Here is a 15,633-nt window from a genome sequence, read left to right on the forward strand (position 1 = left end):
CGCCGTCAGGCGAGGGTCATGGGCTTGAGCGGCAGGGCGGCCCAGATCACCTTGCCGCCGCTCGCCGTGTGCTCCACGTCGACCACTCCGCCCGCCTCCTGGGCCACCTCACGGACCAGGAGCAGCCCGCGGCCGCCGGTCTGGCCGTGATCGGCCTCCAGCGCGGTGGGGCGGTAGGGGTGGTTGTCCTCCACCGACACCCGTACCCACTCGGCCCCGACGGCCACCTCCACGGCGAGCACCGGCGACAGCAGCGCCGCGTGCCGGACCGCGTTCGTGACCAGCTCGGAGACGATCAGCAGCAGTCCGTGGACCAGATCGTCGGAGACCGGTACGCCCTGGCGCAGCAGCAGGTCCCGTACGGCGTGTCGCGCCTGCGGGACCGACGCGTCCACGGCGGCCGCGGTGAACCGCCACACTCCCTCGTACGGCAGTGGATCAGGCAGCCGCTCGGCGCCCCCCGCTGGGCGCGGGTCGTCCCCGCGCCCGTGGTTGTCCATCGTCCGGTCGCCACCCTCGCGCTCGATTGTCACCACACGTCGAGTGTTGGTAACGATCCGCTCCGCACCGAAGGACTGAACACAAGTCAGCGCTTATCGAACGGTTCTGACCGCGTGCGTATGACAACGGCAGTTGTGGGACCGCTCCTGTCCCCCTGACGCCGGTTCACGAACTATTCGTGTTGTGGGAAAACTCCCAAAGAGCCCGACGGCGCCCCCGGATAGCATCCACCGCATGGATCCCCAGCTGTCGCACCAGGTCGTCGACGCCGTCGCCACGGTCGTCATCCGTCACCCGGCCAAGCGCAACGCCATGACGGCCTCGATGTGGCGAGCCCTGCCGCCGTTGCTGGCCCGGCTGGCGGGAGACCCTGACGTGCGGGCACTGGTGCTGATCGGGGAGGGCGCGACCTTCTGCGCGGGCGCGGACATCTCCACGCTCCAGGGCTCGCCCGCCGAGGCGCAGGGGCTGGCCGTGGCGGCCGAGGAGGCCCTCGCCGCGTTTCCCAAGCCGACGCTCGCCGCAGTCCGCGGCCACTGCGTGGGCGGCGGGGCCCAGCTCGCCGCGGCCTGCGATCTGCGGCTGGCGGAGGAGGGCGCGCTGTTCGGGGTGACGCCGGCGAAGCTCGGGATCGTGTACGCGGCTTCCTCCACCCGGCGGCTGGTCTCGCTGGTGGGACCGGCCACCGCCAAGTACCTGCTGTTCTCGGCCGAGTTGATCGACGCCCAGCGGGCGCTGCGCACCGGGCTCGTGGACGAGGTGCTGCCCGAGGGCGAACTGGACAAGCGGGTCGCCGAGTTGGCCCGGATCCTGGTGTCGCGCTCCCAGCTCACCCAGGCCGCCGCGAAGGAGTTCGCGAACGGCCGCACCGACCGGGACGCCCACTGGGCGGAGCAGGCACGCGGCAGCGGCGACACCGCGGAGGGGGTCGCCGCGTTCCTGGAGCGCAGGCAGCCGCGCTTCACCTGGACTACGACAGGATGAAGCGGCTCCGCGCGCGCAGCAGCTCGACGATGTGCGCGGGTGCCTTCTCCGGCGAGCCCGCGTCATAGGGCGGCTGCGGGTCGTACTCGGTCCCCAGCTGGACGGCCTGGGCGTGCTCGTCACCCGCGATCCGGCCGAGCAGGGCGAGCCCCATGTCGATGCCGGAGGACACACCGGCCGCGGTGACGTACTTTCCGTCGAAGACGACGCGTTCGCCCGTGGGCTCGGCCCCGAACCGGCTCAGCTGATCGAGGGCCAGCCAGTGGGAGGTTGCACGTCGCCCCTTGAGAAGCCCGGCGGCGGCCAGGAGCAAAGAGCCGGAGCATACGGAGGTCGTCCAGGTGCTGGTGGCGTCGGCGGCGCGCAGCCAGTCCAGCAGGGGCTCGTGGTCCATCAGCGCGCTCTGACCGGGGCCGCCGGACACCAGCACGATGTCGGGATCGGGTACCGCCGACAGTGCCTTGTCGGCGCTGATCGCGAGAAATCCGGTCTCCGTGCGTACGAGGCCGGCCTCCTCGGCGACGAACACCGTCTCCGCGTCCGGGACCCGGGAGAGGATCTCGTACGGGCCGACGACGTCGAGGGCGGTGAAGCGGTCGTAGACGACGATGGCGATCTGCATCGGTATTCCTTTCAGTGGGCGGATGCGGGCCGGAAGCGGCGGCGGTACTCGGCCGGTGCCGTTCCGAGAGCCCTGACGAAGGCGCGGCGCATGGCCTCCGGGGTGCCGTACCCGCTGGCACGGGAGACCTCCTCGATCCCGTCGCCCGTGTCCTCCAGGAGGCGGCGGGCGTGTTCGAGACGGACCCGGTCGACGAAGCGTCCGGGGCTCATGCCCGTCTCGGCCTGGAACGCGCGGGCGAAGTGCCGCGGTGAGAGGCTCGCCCGGGCCGCGAGCGCCTCCACGGTGAGGTCACCGGCCGGGTGCTCGGTGATCCACTGCTGGACCTCCCGCAGCGGGTCGCGCTGCGCGGTCTGGGCGGCGAGCTGGGCGCTGAACTGGGCCTGGTTTCCGGGCCGCCGCAGGAACACGACCAGGTGGCGGGCGATGACCAGCGCCGCCTGACGGCCCAGGTCCTCCTCCACCAGGGCGAGGGCGAGGTCGATGCCCGAGGTGACGCCGGCCGACGTGGAGATGTGTCCGTCCCGGACGTAGATGGGGTTGGGATCGACCTCGACGGCCGGGTGGTCACGGGCGAGCTTGTCGCAGTACGCCCAGTGGGTCGTGACACGGCGGCCGTCGAGCAGGCCCGCCTCGGCCAGCAGGATCGCACCGGTGCAGACCGAGACGAGGCGTCGCGCGCGCGGGCCGTGCGTGCGCAGCCACTCGGTCAGCAGCGGGTCGGAGCTGCGGGTGCCCTGACCGCCGGGGACCAGCAGGGTGTGCGGATCGGGCACCTCCCCGAGCGCCGCGTCCGGTACGAGGGTCAGACCGCTGGAGGTGCGCACAGGGCCGCCCTCCAGGGAGGCGGTGCGGATGCGGTACGACCCCGGCGTGTGCGTCTCGGCGCCGTTGAACACCTCGAGGGGGCCGGTGACGTCGAGGCTCTGCACGCCGTCGAAGAGGACGAAGAGGAGGGTGCGCTGCGGCATGTCTCGATTCTTCGAGGGTGGGTGCGTGGCCGCAATGACGGATACCCCACCTTTCCTGCCATACGGCACGGGGCAGGCTCGGCTTCTGGGCCCCGCGCCCCGCCGCGTGGCGCCCTGATCCCCGGTTGTCGGTGTCACCTGCCACAATTGCCGCGCAAGCTGACGTGGAGAAGGCGGTACGGGATCGTGACGACACCCCTCGTAGGGTCCATCGAAGGCAGGATCGCCGAGGAGCTCGGCGTACGGGAGCGGCAGGTGAAGGCCGCGGTGGAGCTGCTCGACGGCGGTTCGACGGTGCCCTTCATCGCCCGCTACCGCAAGGAAGCGACCGAGATGCTCGACGACGCGCAGCTGCGCACGCTCGAGGAGCGGCTGCGCTATCTGCGGGAGCTGGAGGAGCGGCGGACCGCGATCCTGGAGTCGGTGCGCGAGCAGGGCAAGCTCACCGAGGAGCTGGAGGCGCAGATCCGCGGCGCCGAGACCAAGGCGCGGCTCGAGGACATCTACCTGCCCTACAAGCCCAAGCGGCGCACCAAGGCGCAGATCGCGCGGGAGGCGGGCCTGGAGCCGCTCGCCGAGGGGCTGCTGGGCGACCCGACGGTCGAACCACTGGCCGCGGCTGCCGCGTTCGTGGACGCCGACAAGGGCGTCGCCGATCCGCAGGCCGCGCTGGAGGGCGCGCGGGCGATCCTGACCGAGCGGTTCTCGGAGGACGCCGACCTGATCGGTGAGGTGCGCGAGCGCATGTGGGTGCGCGGGCGGCTGGCCGCCAAGGTGCGGGACGGCAAGGAGGAGGCGGGCGCCAAGTTCGCCGACTACTTCGACTTCGCCGAGCCGTTCACCGAGCTGCCCTCGCACCGCATCCTGGCGATGCTGCGCGGCGAGAAGGAGGAGGTCCTCGATCTCGTCCTGGAGCCGGAGGAGGCCACGGAGGGCCCGTCCTCGTACGAGGGGATCATCGCCCACCGCTTCGGGATCGCCGACCGGGGCCGCCCCGCCGACAAGTGGCTCACGGACACGGTCCGCTGGGCCTGGCGCACCCGCGTCCTGGTGCACCTCGGCATCGATCTGCGTCTGAGGCTGCGTACGGCGGCCGAGGACGAGGCGGTGAACGTGTTCGCGGCGAACCTGCGCGACCTGCTGCTGGCCGCCCCGGCCGGCACGCGCTCGACGCTCGGCCTGGACCCCGGCTTCCGTACGGGCGTGAAGGTCGCCGTGGTCGACGCCACCGGCAAGGTCGTCGCGACGGACGTGATCTACCCGCACGTCCCGGCCAACAAGTGGGACGAGGCGATCGCCAAGCTCGCGCGGCTGGCGAAGGAGCACGCGGTAGAGCTGGTCGCCATCGGCAACGGCACGGCGTCCCGGGAGACCGACAAGCTCGCCGGTGAACTGATCTCCAAGCACCCGGAGTTGAAGCTCACCAAGGTCATGGTCTCCGAGGCGGGCGCGTCCGTGTACTCGGCGTCGCAGTACGCCTCGCAGGAACTGCCCGACATGGACGTCTCGCTGCGCGGCGCGGTCTCCATCGCCCGCCGGCTGCAGGACCCGCTGGCCGAGCTGGTGAAGATCGACCCGAAGTCCATCGGCGTCGGTCAGTACCAGCACGACCTGTCCGAGGTGAAGCTGTCCCGCTCGCTGGACGCGGTCGTCGAGGACTGTGTGAACGGCGTCGGTGTGGACGTCAACACCGCGTCCGTGCCGCTGCTCTCGCGGGTGTCCGGCATCTCCTCGGGCCTGGCCGAGAACATCGTCGCGCACCGGGACGCGAACGGGCCGTTCTCGTCGCGCTCGGAGCTGAAGAAGGTGGCGCGGCTCGGCCCGAAGGCGTACGAGCAGTGCGCGGGCTTCCTGCGCATCCGCGGCGGCACCGACCCGCTGGACGCCTCCAGCGTGCACCCGGAGGCGTACCCGGTGGTGCGGCGCATGGTGAAGACCTCGGGCCAGGAGGTCGCCGCCCTCATCGGCAACACCGGTGTGCTGCGCTCGCTGCGCCCGGCGGACTTCGTGGACGACACCTTCGGTCTGCCGACCGTCTCCGACATCCTCAAGGAGCTGGAGAAGCCCGGGCGCGACCCGCGGCCCGCCTTCAAGACGGCCACCTTCAAGGAGGGCGTGGAGAAGATCTCCGACCTGTCCGCCGGGATGGTGCTGGAGGGCGTGGTCACCAATGTGGCGGCCTTCGGCGCGTTCGTGGACATCGGTGTGCACCAGGACGGTCTGGTGCACGTCTCGGCGATGTCGAAGACGTTCGTGAAGGACCCGCGGGACGTGGTCAAGCCCGGTGACATCGTCAAGGTGAAGGTCCTCGACGTGGACATCCCGCGCAAGCGGATCGCGCTGACGCTGCGGCTGGACGACGAGGCCGCGCCGCAGGGGCAGGGCGGCAAGCAGCAGCGGGGCGGCGGTTCCCGGCCGCCTCAGCAGCGGCAGGGCGGCCAGGGCCAGCGGCAGGGCGGTCAGGGCCAGGGCCAGCGGCAGGGCCGCGGCGGTGACCGGGGCGGGCGTCAGGCGCCGGCACCGGCCAACAGCGCCATGGCGGACGCGCTGCGGCGGGCGGGGCTGCTGAACCCGAAGGACGGACGCCGCTGAGGCGGGGCTCCGCCCCTGGCTCGTTTCCCACCTGCCCACCCGTCCCGGTGGGCTGAGAAGCACCCTCACGGGGCTTCGCCCCGGACCCCGGCGGGGACGCGTTCATGCGTCGCCGCCGGGTCCGCGTCGGGGCCGCTTCCTCACGCCCGGCCGCGAGTCGGTTTCCCCTCCCCGCACGAACAAATCCGTGGACACGGATCACCCGATCACCAGACTGGTCCCATGACCGGATCAGATCCCAAGGCCGACCTCCAGGTGTATCTGCAGGACGCCCGTGACGTGCTGCTGTGGAAGCTGGAGGGCCTGCCGGAGTACGACGTCCGGCGTCCGCTGACCCCGACCGGGACCAATCTGCTGGGCCTGGTCAAGCACCTCACCGGCGCCGAGGCGCTGTACTTCGGGGCCTGTTTCGGGCGGCCCTTCGACGGGGCACCGCTGTGGATCACCGGGGACGCCGAACCGGACGCCGATCTGTGGGCGCGGCCGGACGAGCGCCGCGAGGAGATCGTCGGGCGGTACCGGGAGGCGTGGGCGCACTCCGACGAGACGATCGCCTCGCTGCCGCTGGACGCGGTCGGCCGGCTGCCGGGGGACACGGGCACCGAGCTGACGCTGCACCGGATCCTCACGCACATGGTCGCCGAGTCCCAGCGGCACGCCGGGCACGCCGACATCGTGCGGGAGTTGATCGACGGGGCCGTGGGACAGCGGCGGAACGGCCTGAACACGGCGCCGTTCGATCCTGAGCACGTCGAGCGGGTAGAGCGGGCGGCGAAGGAGGCCGGGCAGCAGGACCGGTGAAGGGCGGACGGAGGACGGCCGGTCACCGGGACCTGCCCTCCCCCGAGGCGTGTGCCGCACACGAGGAGGGCTGGACGCACTACACCGGCCGGCTCGCCGTCGTGGCGGCGGGCGGCGGGCGGCGATCCCGGTCCCGGTCCCGACGCCTGGAAGTGAGCCGGCCGGACGTGAGCGGCCTGGATGTGGGCCGGCGTCACACGTACCCGCGCCGCTGGACGAAGCCGAGGGCCAGCGCGCCGATGCGGCACGAGGTCGGGTCAGCGTTCCGTGACCTTGCCCGCCGCCACTTCCAGTCGGCGGGTCACCCGGACCGCGTCCAGCATCCGCCGGTCGTGGGTGACCAGGAGCAGCGTGCCCTCGTAGGAGTCCAGGGCCGACTCCAGCTGCTCGATGGCGGGCAGGTCGAGGTGGTTGGTCGGCTCGTCGAGGACGAGCAGGTTGACGCCCCGGCCCTGGAGCAGCGCCAGGGCGGCGCGGGTGCGCTCGCCCGGGGAGAGGGTGGCCGCCGGGCGCAGCACATGGTGCGGCTTCAGGCCGAACTTGGCGAGCAGGGTGCGGACCTCGACCGGCTCGGTGTCCGGGACGGCCGCGCAGAAGGCCTCCAGCAGCGCCTCCGGGCCGTGGAACAGCTTGCGGGCCTGGTCGACCTCGCCGACGAGGACGCCGGAGCCGAGGGAGGCATGGCCGGAGTCGAGCGGGACCCGGCCCAGCAGCGCGCCGAGCAGGGTCGACTTGCCGGCGCCGTTGGCTCCGGTGACCGCGACCCGGTCCGCCCAGTCGATCTGCAGCGACACCGGGCCGAAGGTGAAGTCGCCGCGCCGGACCTCGGCGTCCCGCAGGGTCGCCACCACAGCGCCGGAACGCGGGGCGGCCGCGATCTCCATGCGCAGTTCCCACTCCTTGCGCGGTTCCTCGACGACCTCCAGGCGTTCGATCATGCGCTGGGTCTGCCGGGCCTTGGCGGCCTGCTTCTCGCTGGCCTCGCTGCGGAACTTGCGGCCGATCTTGTCGTTGTCGTTGCCCGCCTTGCGCCGGGCGTTCTTGACGCCCTTGTCCATCCAGGAGCGCTGCATCTGCGCGCGGTCCTGGAGGGCGGCCTTCTTGTCGGCGAACTCCTCGTAGTCCTCGCGGGCGTGCCGACGGGCGACGTCCCGTTCCTCCAGGTAGGCCTCGTAGCCACCGCCGTAGAGGTTGATCTGCCGCTGGGCGAGGTCGAGTTCGAGGACCTTGGTGACCGTGCGGGTGAGGAACTCACGGTCGTGGCTGACGACCACCGTGCCCGCGCGCAGGCCGCTCACGAAGCGCTCGAGGCGCTCCAGCCCGTCCAGGTCGAGGTCGTTGGTCGGCTCGTCGAGCAGGAAGACGTCGTAGCGGGAGAGGAGCAGGGAGGCGAGACCGGCGCGGGCCGCCTGGCCGCCGGAGAGCGAGGTCATCGGCTGGTCCAGGTCCACGGCCAGACCGAGGGAGTCGGCGACCTCCTCGGCGCGCTCCTCCAGGTCCGCGCCACCGAGGTTCAGCCAGCGCTCCAGGCTGGTCGCGTACGCGTCGTCGGCGCCGGGCGCGCCGTCGACCAGCGCCTGCGTGGCCTCGTCCATCACGCGCTGCGCCTCGGCGACGCCGGTGCGGCGGGCCAGGAACTCCCGGACGGTCTCCCCCGGCCTGCGCTCCGGTTCCTGCGGCAGATGGCCGACGGTCGCGGCCGGCGGGGACAGCCGCAGCTCGCCCTGCTCGGGCACGGTCAGCCCGGCGAGCAGCCGCAGCAGGGTGGACTTGCCCGCACCGTTGGCACCGACCAGCCCGATCACGTCGCCGGGCGCGACGACGAGGTCGAGCCCGGAGAAGAGGGAGCGGTCGCCGTGCCCGGCGGCGAGGTTCTTGGCGACGAGGGTGGCAGTCATCAGGAGGCCGATCCTAGTGTCCCGGGCACCGGGCCATCGGCGGGGTTTCCCGGGGACTGCCCGGCCCTCACTTCCCCATCGGCTCCACCAGCACGCTCCCGGACGTTCTGGCCACCACGAACGCCTCCCCCTTCACAGCCTTCGGGTCCAGCGGAATGCGGTGGCGGCCGGGCTCCAGAACGCCGTCGAAGACCTCCTGGGCGTGGGTGCGGTAGAGGCGGTCCAGGCGGTAGGCCGTGACCCGGACCCGGCAGGGCGAGGTGACGTCGACGGTCGCCTCGCCGTCGGCGGCGACCAGGCCGGTCAGCCGCCGCTGTGGGAGCGGGCTGCGGTCCAGGGCGTGTTCGATCTGTGCGACGAGCAGGGGAATGATCGGGGCCAGGCCGCTGACGTAGGCGACCTCGACCCCGGCAAGCTCGAACGCCTCCCGGACGGCGGCCCGGTCCGCCTCGCCGACCGCGCGGCCGAAGGCGACCGCGCCGTAGCCGCGAAGCTCCTCGGCGGGGACGGCACGGGCGTCCTGGGTGATGTCCGCGCCTATGCCGATGGTGCGCAATGCGGCGGCGAGCTTGGCGAGGACCGCGACGCGGGCGCCGATCAGGAGCACCCGGCGGCGGGGCGCGGGCGGGCCGTCGGCGTCCTCGATCAGGGCGGCGAGGGCGGCCCGGTACTCGGGTCCGGCGAAGCGGAACGGCCCTATGCCGTGGTAGCCGTTGAGGTCCAGGTCGGCGTGCTCCTCCGTCTGCCAGGCGAAGTCCCGCCAGATGAAGTCGTCGCCGTCCCGCTCGATCACGGCGGTGACGGCACCACAGGCCAGGTCCGCGCACTCGGGACAGCCGTAGATCACGAACCGGCCGCCCGGGAGCGGTGGTTCGGTCTCCAGCAGCAGGCTGCGCACCTGCGCGGTGAAGATGGCGGGCGGGATGTCGGAGGCGAGCGGGGAGACGGCATCCAGGTCGGAGAGCTGGAACAGGAGCGGACGCCCGTCCACGATGAAGTCCACGAAGTCGCGGTGGACCTGGTAGCCGCCGTCGGCGAGGACACCGCCGGCGCGCATCGCCGGTGCCAGGCCGAAGGTCGCGTATGCGGCAGACATGCTGTGAGTATCCCCACACCGGGACGGATGTGAGCGCGGCATGACATATTCCGTTAGCGTCCTGGCGTGAAGCGCGAGTCGAGTGACGAAGTGATCGTGGTCGGCAGCGGGGTCGCCGGGCTGACGACGGCCGTGGTGCTGGCCGAGTCCGGCCGCCGGGTACGGGTGTGGGCCCGGGAACCCGCCGAGCGCACGACCTCGGCGGTCGCCGGCGCGCTGTGGTGGCCGTACCGGATCGAGCCCGAGCCGCTCGTCGGCGCGTGGGCGCTGGACTCCCTCGGCGTGTACGAGGAGCTGGCCGACCGGCCGGAGGAGACGGGCGTACGCCTGGTCGAGGGCGTACACCGGGGGACCCGGCTGGACGAGCTGGGTGCCTGGGCGGGCCGGGTGCCTGGGCTGCAGGCGGTGGCCGACGGGCTGGCTGCGCGGCTGCCGTTGATCGACATGCCGGTCCATCTGGCGTGGCTGCGGGAGCGGTTCGCCGGGGCGGGCGGCCAGGTGGAGGAGCGGGAGGTGACCGATCTGGCCTCCGTGCCCGCCGGGGTGGTGGTCAACTGCACGGGACTCGGGGCGCGATCGCTGGTGCCGGATCCGGCGGTGCGTCCGGTGCGCGGGCAGCTGGTCGTGGTGGAGAACCCGGGGATCACGACCTGGTTCACCTCCGTCGACCACTCCTCCGACACCTCGACCTACTTCTTCCCGCAGCCCGGCGGGCTGCTTCTGGGCGGTACGGCGGAGGAGGACGCCTGGTCGCCGGAGCCGGACCCGGCGACCGCCGCGGCGATCGTCGCGCGGTGCGCGGCCGTCCGGCCGGAGATCGCCGGGGCACGGGTGCTGGCGCACCGGGTGGGGCTCCGGCCCGCCCGGGACGCCGTACGGCTGGAACGGCAGGCGCTGCCGGACGGGCGGGTACTGGTGCACAACTACGGGCACGGCGGGGCCGGGATCACGGTGGCCTGGGGGTGTGCCCGGGAGGCGGCCGGGCTGACCGGAGCCTGAGCCCGGGGGGTACCGGTGCCGAGCGGGCGACCGCGCGAACGGTCGGCCGCCCAGCACCGGCTGATTCCCCCGAAGGGGACCGAGTACTGCCTGGGTGATCAGCTCGCCGGGACGTGCCGGGTGACGCGCGGGGCACGGACGCCGTCCAGGGTGCGCGCCGCGGGTGCGGCGGTCACACTGCCGGAAGTGGCCCGTTCGAACGCCGCCGTGCCGCCGACCAGCGGGACGCGGGCCGTCGTACGGGACAGATCCAGGGTGAGGGTCGGCTTGGTGGACGGAGGGTCGATGAGGTCCTTGTCGGTGCCTGCGACGATCAGTGCCAGGCGGTGCCCCTTGGGGACGACGTGGTCGGTCGCCGCCAGGGACAGGGTGATCGTGTACGCCTTGCCCGGGGTCAGAGGGACGCCCTGGTCGATGGTGGCGTAGTGGCCGAGGTCGGCCCAGCCGCGGCTGAACACCGTGGAATCGACCTTGGCCGTCTTCGCCTCGGTCGTCTTGAAGCAGGCGCTGTCCCCGGCCGTGCTCTGGCCCCAGCAGGTGCGGTCGGTGAGGGTGGTGATGCCCTCGGCGCTGTCGGCGTAGTCGCGGATGGTGTCCGGGCCGAGGTCCACCAGGACGGCGGAGAGGTGGGCCGAGGAGGTGGTCGGGGTGGCGGTCACGGTCACCTTGGAGGAGCCGGACAGGCGCAGGTCGCGGGTGAGCGGCGCCGTGATGAAACCGGCCTTCTCGGGTGTGGACGTGGTGAGGTGGGCGGCCCAGTCGGTCTCGCTCAGCTTCGGGTCGTCGGTGAACGTCTCGGCGCCGGTGGCCGGGCCGAGGCCGAGGGTGCCGACGCCGGGCTGGGTGCCGCGGGCCGGGTGGAGCGTGGTGGTCCGGGTGCCGTGCGGCGGCCAGACCTTGGAGGTGACCCACTGGTCGGGGTGACGCTCGATGTCGGCCATCGGCTCGCGGTCGATGCCGTTGTCGTAGCCGAGGAGCTCGTGGTCGAACCAGCGGTGCAGGGTGTCGACCCAGGCCCCGCGCCGGTAGTCGAAGGGGTCGACGTGCCCGGTCTGGGAGAGCCAGATCTTGCGCTCGACACCGTGCTCGGCCAGGGCGTTCCACCACTGGCCGAAGTGCTTGGTGCGCACGTTGAGGTCCTGCATGCCGTGCACGAGGAACACGCTGGCCCTGACCTTGCCCGCGTCCTTGACGTAGTTCCGCTCGGTCCACAGCGGGGTCCAGTCCCCGGTGCGCGGGCTGCCGTCGGCGAGCTTCTTCTGCACGGCCGCGCAGTGGGCCGTCGCGCTGTCGCTCTCGACGTAGCCGGCCAGCTCGTCGGGGCCGCCGTCGTACAGCGGGGCGCCCTGGGCGAAGTAGTAGTCGTACCAGGAGGAGATCCCACTGATCGGGACGATCGTCCTCAGGCCCTTGACGCCGGTGGCCGCGACGCCGTTGGCGATGGTGCCGTCCCAGCTCTTGCCGATCATGCCGGTCCGGCCGTTGGTCCAGCTCGCCCTGACGGTTCGGGTACCGGTGCGGGTCGTGTACGCCTTGGCGCGGCCGTTGAGCCAGTCGATGACGGCCTTGGCGGACCGGATGTCGGAACGGCCGCCGACGTCGACGCAGCCGTCGGAGCGGTTGGTGCCGGCGAGGTCCACACCGACGAAGGCGTAGCCGCGGGGCACGAAGTAGTTGTCGTAGAACAGCGGCATCTGGACGACGTGGCCGTGCGCGTCGTACGTCTTCTTCTGGCTCTCGTTGCCACGTCCGCAGCAGGAGTAATAGGGGCTGGCGTCCATGATGACCGGCACCTTGCGGCCCTGGCGGGCGGGTTCGGCGGGTCGGACGATGTCGGCGGCGACGCGGTCCTTCTTCCCGTCACCGTCCTCGTCGAGGCCGGTGTCCACCCAGACAGCCTCGCGGATGGCGTGTGCGTACGAGTAGACGGGACGGCTCTCGCGGGACGCCGCCTGCGCGGCGGCGGGGGCGAGGAATGCGGCCAGCAGGGCTGTGACGGCCGCAATCGCGAGCGGTCTCCAGATCGTGAAGCGCGTGCGCATGGTCGAACGAATCGGCATGCGCGGACGGTACTCCGGACAACTCCCGTACAGAAGAGGGCTTTCCGACGCCTCGCGCGGCTGTGTCGGCCGAATGGCGATCGTGTGACAGCGGGGGCTGTGGACAGGTCAGGGGCCACAGATACTGAATAGGCTCCGAACAGACTTCCTGTCCCGACGACTTGGAGCTGACGTGCACCGCAGAATCATCGCGCCGGGAGCACTCGCGGCGGCCTCCCTCCTGCTGGCGATCCCGGCATCGGCCGCGAGCCACTCCCCCGGCGCGCCGGGCATCGGCGACCCCTACTACCCCGACTACGGCAACGGCGGCTACGACGTCTCGCACTACGACCTGAGGCTGCAGTACCAGCCGAGGACGGACGAGTTGCAGGGCACGGCGACCATCCTGGCGAAGACGACGCAGGACCTGTCCAGCTTCGACCTGGACTTCCTGCTGGACGTGAGCGAGGTGCGGGTCAACGGCGCCAAGGCGTCCTTCACGACGTCCGGCCAGCACGAACTGGTCGTCACCCCGAAGACACCTCTGGCCAAGGGTGCGGCGGTGACCGTCGTCGTCCGCTACAGCGGAGTGCCGTCGGCGAAGAGCGCCTACGGTTTCACCGCCTGGCACCGCACGCCGGACGGCGCCGTGGCCGCGGACGAGCCCGAGGCCGCCTGGTGGTGGTTCCCGAGCAACGACCACCCGAGCGACAAGGCGACCTACGACGTGTCGGTGGCCGTCCCGGACGGCACCCAGGCCATCTCCAACGGCACACTTCAGTCCACCAGTTCGAAGCTGGGCTGGACCCGCTACAACTGGCGGCAGAACAAGCCGCAGGCGACCTATCTGGCCACGCTCGCCCTCGGCGGGTTCGACATCACCACCAGCACCTCCGACGGCGGGGTGCCCGTCATCAACGCCTACAGCAAGGACCTCGGCGACAACGGCGGTGCCGCGCGGGCCAGCGTGGAGCGCACCGGGGAGCTGATGGACTGGCTGAGCGGCTACTTCGGGCCGTATCCGTTCAGCACGGCCGGCGGGTACGTGCCGAACACCACCACCGGCTACGCGCTGGAGACGCAGACCCGTGTCTACTACAGCCCCAAGCAGTTCGCGAACGGCTCCAACACCTCGGTGGTCGTGCACGAGCTGGCCCACCAGTGGTACGGCGACGACGTGTCGCTGAAGGGCTGGAAGGACATCTGGATCAACGAGGGCTTCGCGCGCTACGCGCAGTGGCTGTGGTCCGAGCACGAGGGCGAGGGCACCACCCAGGAACTCGCCGACTACGTGTATGCCTCCCACCCGGCCGACGACGCGTTCTGGACGGTCAAGCCCGGCGACCCGGGCCCGGACGACCAGTTCGACATCGCCGTGTACGACCGGGGTGCGCTCGCCATCCAGGCACTGCGCAACGAGATCGGTGACGACGCCTTCTTCGCCGTCCTGAAGGGCTGGCCGAAGGAGCACGCCTACGGCAACGCGTCCGTGGCCGACTTCCAGAGGTACGCCGAGCAGGTGTCCGGCAAGCCGCTGACCGCCCTGTTCGACACCTGGCTGTTCCAGCCGTCGAAGCCGGCCGCGCCCTCGGCACGCACGGCGTCCCTCACCAAGGCGGGTACGGCGGTCGCCCGGCCGAAGTCGTGGAAGAAGATCGAGGCGACGAACGACGTGCACGGGCACTGATGCCCGGGCGGCTCAGGGTCTCGGCTCGGCCGCCTGCTTGAGCAGTTCGTCCCGGCCTATCGCCTCCGCGCGGGTGGCCGGGACCGTGCAGGCGTACGCCCCGGCGACCGCCCCGTACCGGGCGCACCGCCGGGGCGGCTCGCCGGCGAGGCGGCCGTAGAGGAACGCGGCGGCGAAGGCGTCGCCCGCGCCGTTGGAGTCGACCACCGGCGCGGGCGGCTCCGCCACCGGTATCCGGGTCAGCTCGCCGTCGGCCAGCAGATAGGCACCCTCGGCGCCCGCGGTGGCGACGACGGTTTCGGCCCGGCCACGCTCGGCGATGCGCCGCATGGTCCGCTCGGGATCGGTCAGTGCGGCCGCGGAGAGGAAGACGACGTCCGCCGCGAGCGCGAACGGCTCGTGGTACGGGTTCTCGCCGTCCCAGTCGTGCAGGTCGGTGGAGAGAGGTACGCCCGCCTCGGCCAGCACCGGCAGGGCGTGGGCGCAGGGCTGGGTGATGGTCACGTGGACGTGCCGGCCGGCCGCGGCCAGCTTGCGCAGGGTCTCCTCGGGGAAGCGGTCGTCGGGGTGGGCGCGGCTGGTGTCGTACAGGGACAGCCGGCGCCCGTCCGGGCCGACGAGGTTCACCGCGCGCTTGGTCCCGGCGGGTTGCGGGAGCGCGGTGAGCCCGATGCCCCGCTCCTGGTGCAGGGCCCGGACGAGGGCGCCCTCCGGATCGTCGCCGAGCAGGTCGAGGTGGTGCGTGCGCAGCCCCAGCGCGGCCAGGCCCACGGCGACGAAGTCGCCGGTCTGCCCGGCACGGGTCCGGATCCCGGAGTCGATCATGTAGCTGTCGGCGTACGGGAGCGGCAGCTCCGGGACATACACGATCGTGTCGACGCCGGCTCCGCCCAGCACCAGAACGTCGTGGGCACCTGTCTGTGCGGTCATGCCCCGCCCTCCCCGTGGTCGTAGACCGTCACCGCGACACCGCGGCTCACCAACCGCTCGGTGACGAGCGGTTCTATGCGGGACCACTTGCCGCCCGCCAGGCCGCAGCCTATGCGGGGCATGTGCACGGACGCGCCGAGTTCGATCACTTCGTCGGCGAGGCGGCCGAGGGCGGTGTCGATCGCCTCGTAACGGACGGGGACGCCCTTGCTGCCCGTGCCGATGCCGCGCTGGCCGACCATGTTGGCCACCCACACGTGCGGGTCGACCTTGACGAGCTGGACCGCGCCCAGGCCGAAGTCGTTCTTGGCGCGGTCGCGGTGCCACGCCCGGTAGGCCGCCTCGGGCTCCGGCCAGCGCCGCGAGAGCGCGAGGACGAAGCCCTTCCCCCAGCCCCCGATGTCGTTGCAGACATGGGCGATCACCTTGACGCCCTTGACCGACGGAACGGTGGCGTCACCCCGGACATACGTGATCTCCGACATGACGCCACCGTAGGCGCTGCCACTGACA

General features: G+C 72.0%; 13 protein-coding genes. 5 read left to right on the forward strand and 8 right to left on the reverse strand.

Annotation, left to right across the window (positions count from 1 at the left end; translation table 11 throughout):
- Nucleotides 1–5: 5 nt before the first annotated feature.
- On the reverse strand, nt 6–500 hold the full coding sequence (locus ACIF83_RS08965; protein ID WP_399725213.1) for an ATP-binding protein: 495 nt from the start codon (nt 498–500) through the stop codon (nt 6–8).
- A 235-nt stretch (nt 501–735) separates the two neighbouring features.
- Here ACIF83_RS08965 and ACIF83_RS08970 point away from each other — a divergent pair, with 235 nt between their 5' ends.
- Entirely contained in the window at nt 736–1,485 is a 750-nt protein-coding gene (locus ACIF83_RS08970; RefSeq protein ID WP_399724776.1) for an enoyl-CoA hydratase/isomerase family protein, read from the forward strand.
- On the opposite strand, the gene ACIF83_RS08975 is transcribed toward ACIF83_RS08970, so the two are convergent.
- Nucleotides 1,472–2,107 (reverse strand): DJ-1/PfpI family protein, encoded by a 636-nt coding sequence (locus ACIF83_RS08975; protein ID WP_145877672.1) that lies wholly within the window; start codon nt 2,105–2,107, stop codon nt 1,472–1,474. The genes ACIF83_RS08970 and ACIF83_RS08975 overlap by 14 nt on opposite strands.
- A gap of 11 nt (nt 2,108–2,118) precedes the next feature.
- A complete protein-coding gene (locus ACIF83_RS08980) occupies nt 2,119–3,078 on the reverse strand; it encodes a GlxA family transcriptional regulator (protein ID WP_393470225.1) in 960 nt (319 codons plus the stop codon).
- A gap of 186 nt (nt 3,079–3,264) precedes the next feature.
- Between ACIF83_RS08980 and ACIF83_RS08985 the strand changes: the two genes are divergently transcribed.
- Together ACIF83_RS08985 and ACIF83_RS08990 are read left to right on the forward strand one after the other, a co-directional pair.
- Nucleotides 3,265–5,670: a Tex family protein gene (locus ACIF83_RS08985; RefSeq protein ID WP_399724780.1), complete on the forward strand. Its 2,406-nt coding sequence runs from the start codon at nt 3,265–3,267 to the stop codon at nt 5,668–5,670.
- A gap of 222 nt (nt 5,671–5,892) precedes the next feature.
- Nucleotides 5,893–6,471, forward strand: a complete 579-nt coding sequence (locus ACIF83_RS08990) for a DinB family protein (protein WP_393470219.1) — start codon at nt 5,893–5,895, stop codon at nt 6,469–6,471.
- A 257-nt stretch (nt 6,472–6,728) separates the two neighbouring features.
- On the opposite strand, the gene ACIF83_RS08995 is transcribed toward ACIF83_RS08990, so the two are convergent.
- Entirely contained in the window at nt 6,729–8,369 is a 1,641-nt protein-coding gene (locus ACIF83_RS08995; protein WP_399724783.1) for an ABC-F family ATP-binding cassette domain-containing protein, read from the reverse strand.
- A 67-nt stretch (nt 8,370–8,436) separates the two neighbouring features.
- On the reverse strand, nt 8,437–9,465 hold the full coding sequence (locus tag ACIF83_RS09000) for an oxidoreductase (protein ID WP_399724786.1): 1,029 nt from the start codon (nt 9,463–9,465) through the stop codon (nt 8,437–8,439).
- Between the two features lie 90 nt (nt 9,466–9,555).
- On the opposite strand from ACIF83_RS09000, the gene ACIF83_RS09005 reads away from it, so the two are divergent.
- Complete coding sequence (locus tag ACIF83_RS09005; RefSeq protein ID WP_399725216.1) at nt 9,556–10,464, forward strand: FAD-dependent oxidoreductase; 909 nt, start codon at nt 9,556–9,558, stop codon at nt 10,462–10,464.
- Nucleotides 10,465–10,562: 98 nt separating this feature from the next.
- Here the strand turns inward: ACIF83_RS09005 and ACIF83_RS09010 are convergent, their stop codons facing one another.
- On the reverse strand, nt 10,563–12,524 hold the full coding sequence (locus ACIF83_RS09010; RefSeq protein WP_399724789.1) for a Xaa-Pro dipeptidyl-peptidase: 1,962 nt from the start codon (nt 12,522–12,524) through the stop codon (nt 10,563–10,565).
- A 172-nt stretch (nt 12,525–12,696) separates the two neighbouring features.
- On the opposite strand from ACIF83_RS09010, the gene ACIF83_RS09015 reads away from it, so the two are divergent.
- Nucleotides 12,697–14,190, forward strand: a complete 1,494-nt coding sequence (locus ACIF83_RS09015; RefSeq protein WP_399724792.1) for a M1 family metallopeptidase — start codon at nt 12,697–12,699, stop codon at nt 14,188–14,190.
- A 12-nt stretch (nt 14,191–14,202) separates the two neighbouring features.
- Here ACIF83_RS09015 and ACIF83_RS09020 read toward each other — a convergent pair whose 3' ends face one another.
- Both ACIF83_RS09020 and ACIF83_RS09025 read right to left on the reverse strand, forming a co-directional pair.
- Nucleotides 14,203–15,120 (reverse strand): adenosine kinase, encoded by a 918-nt coding sequence (locus ACIF83_RS09020; RefSeq protein WP_393470204.1) that lies wholly within the window; start codon nt 15,118–15,120, stop codon nt 14,203–14,205.
- The gene (locus ACIF83_RS09025; protein ID WP_393470201.1) at nt 15,117–15,605 is read right to left on the reverse strand and encodes a macro domain-containing protein; all 489 of its coding nucleotides are present in this window, start codon (nt 15,603–15,605) and stop codon (nt 15,117–15,119) included. Before ACIF83_RS09025 ends, ACIF83_RS09020 begins: the two co-directional genes overlap by 4 nt.
- Between the last annotated feature and the right edge of the window lie 28 nt (nt 15,606–15,633).

Source organism: Streptomyces sp. NPDC085866 (assembly GCF_044541035.1).
Lineage (GTDB): Bacteria > Actinomycetota > Actinomycetes > Streptomycetales > Streptomycetaceae > Streptomyces.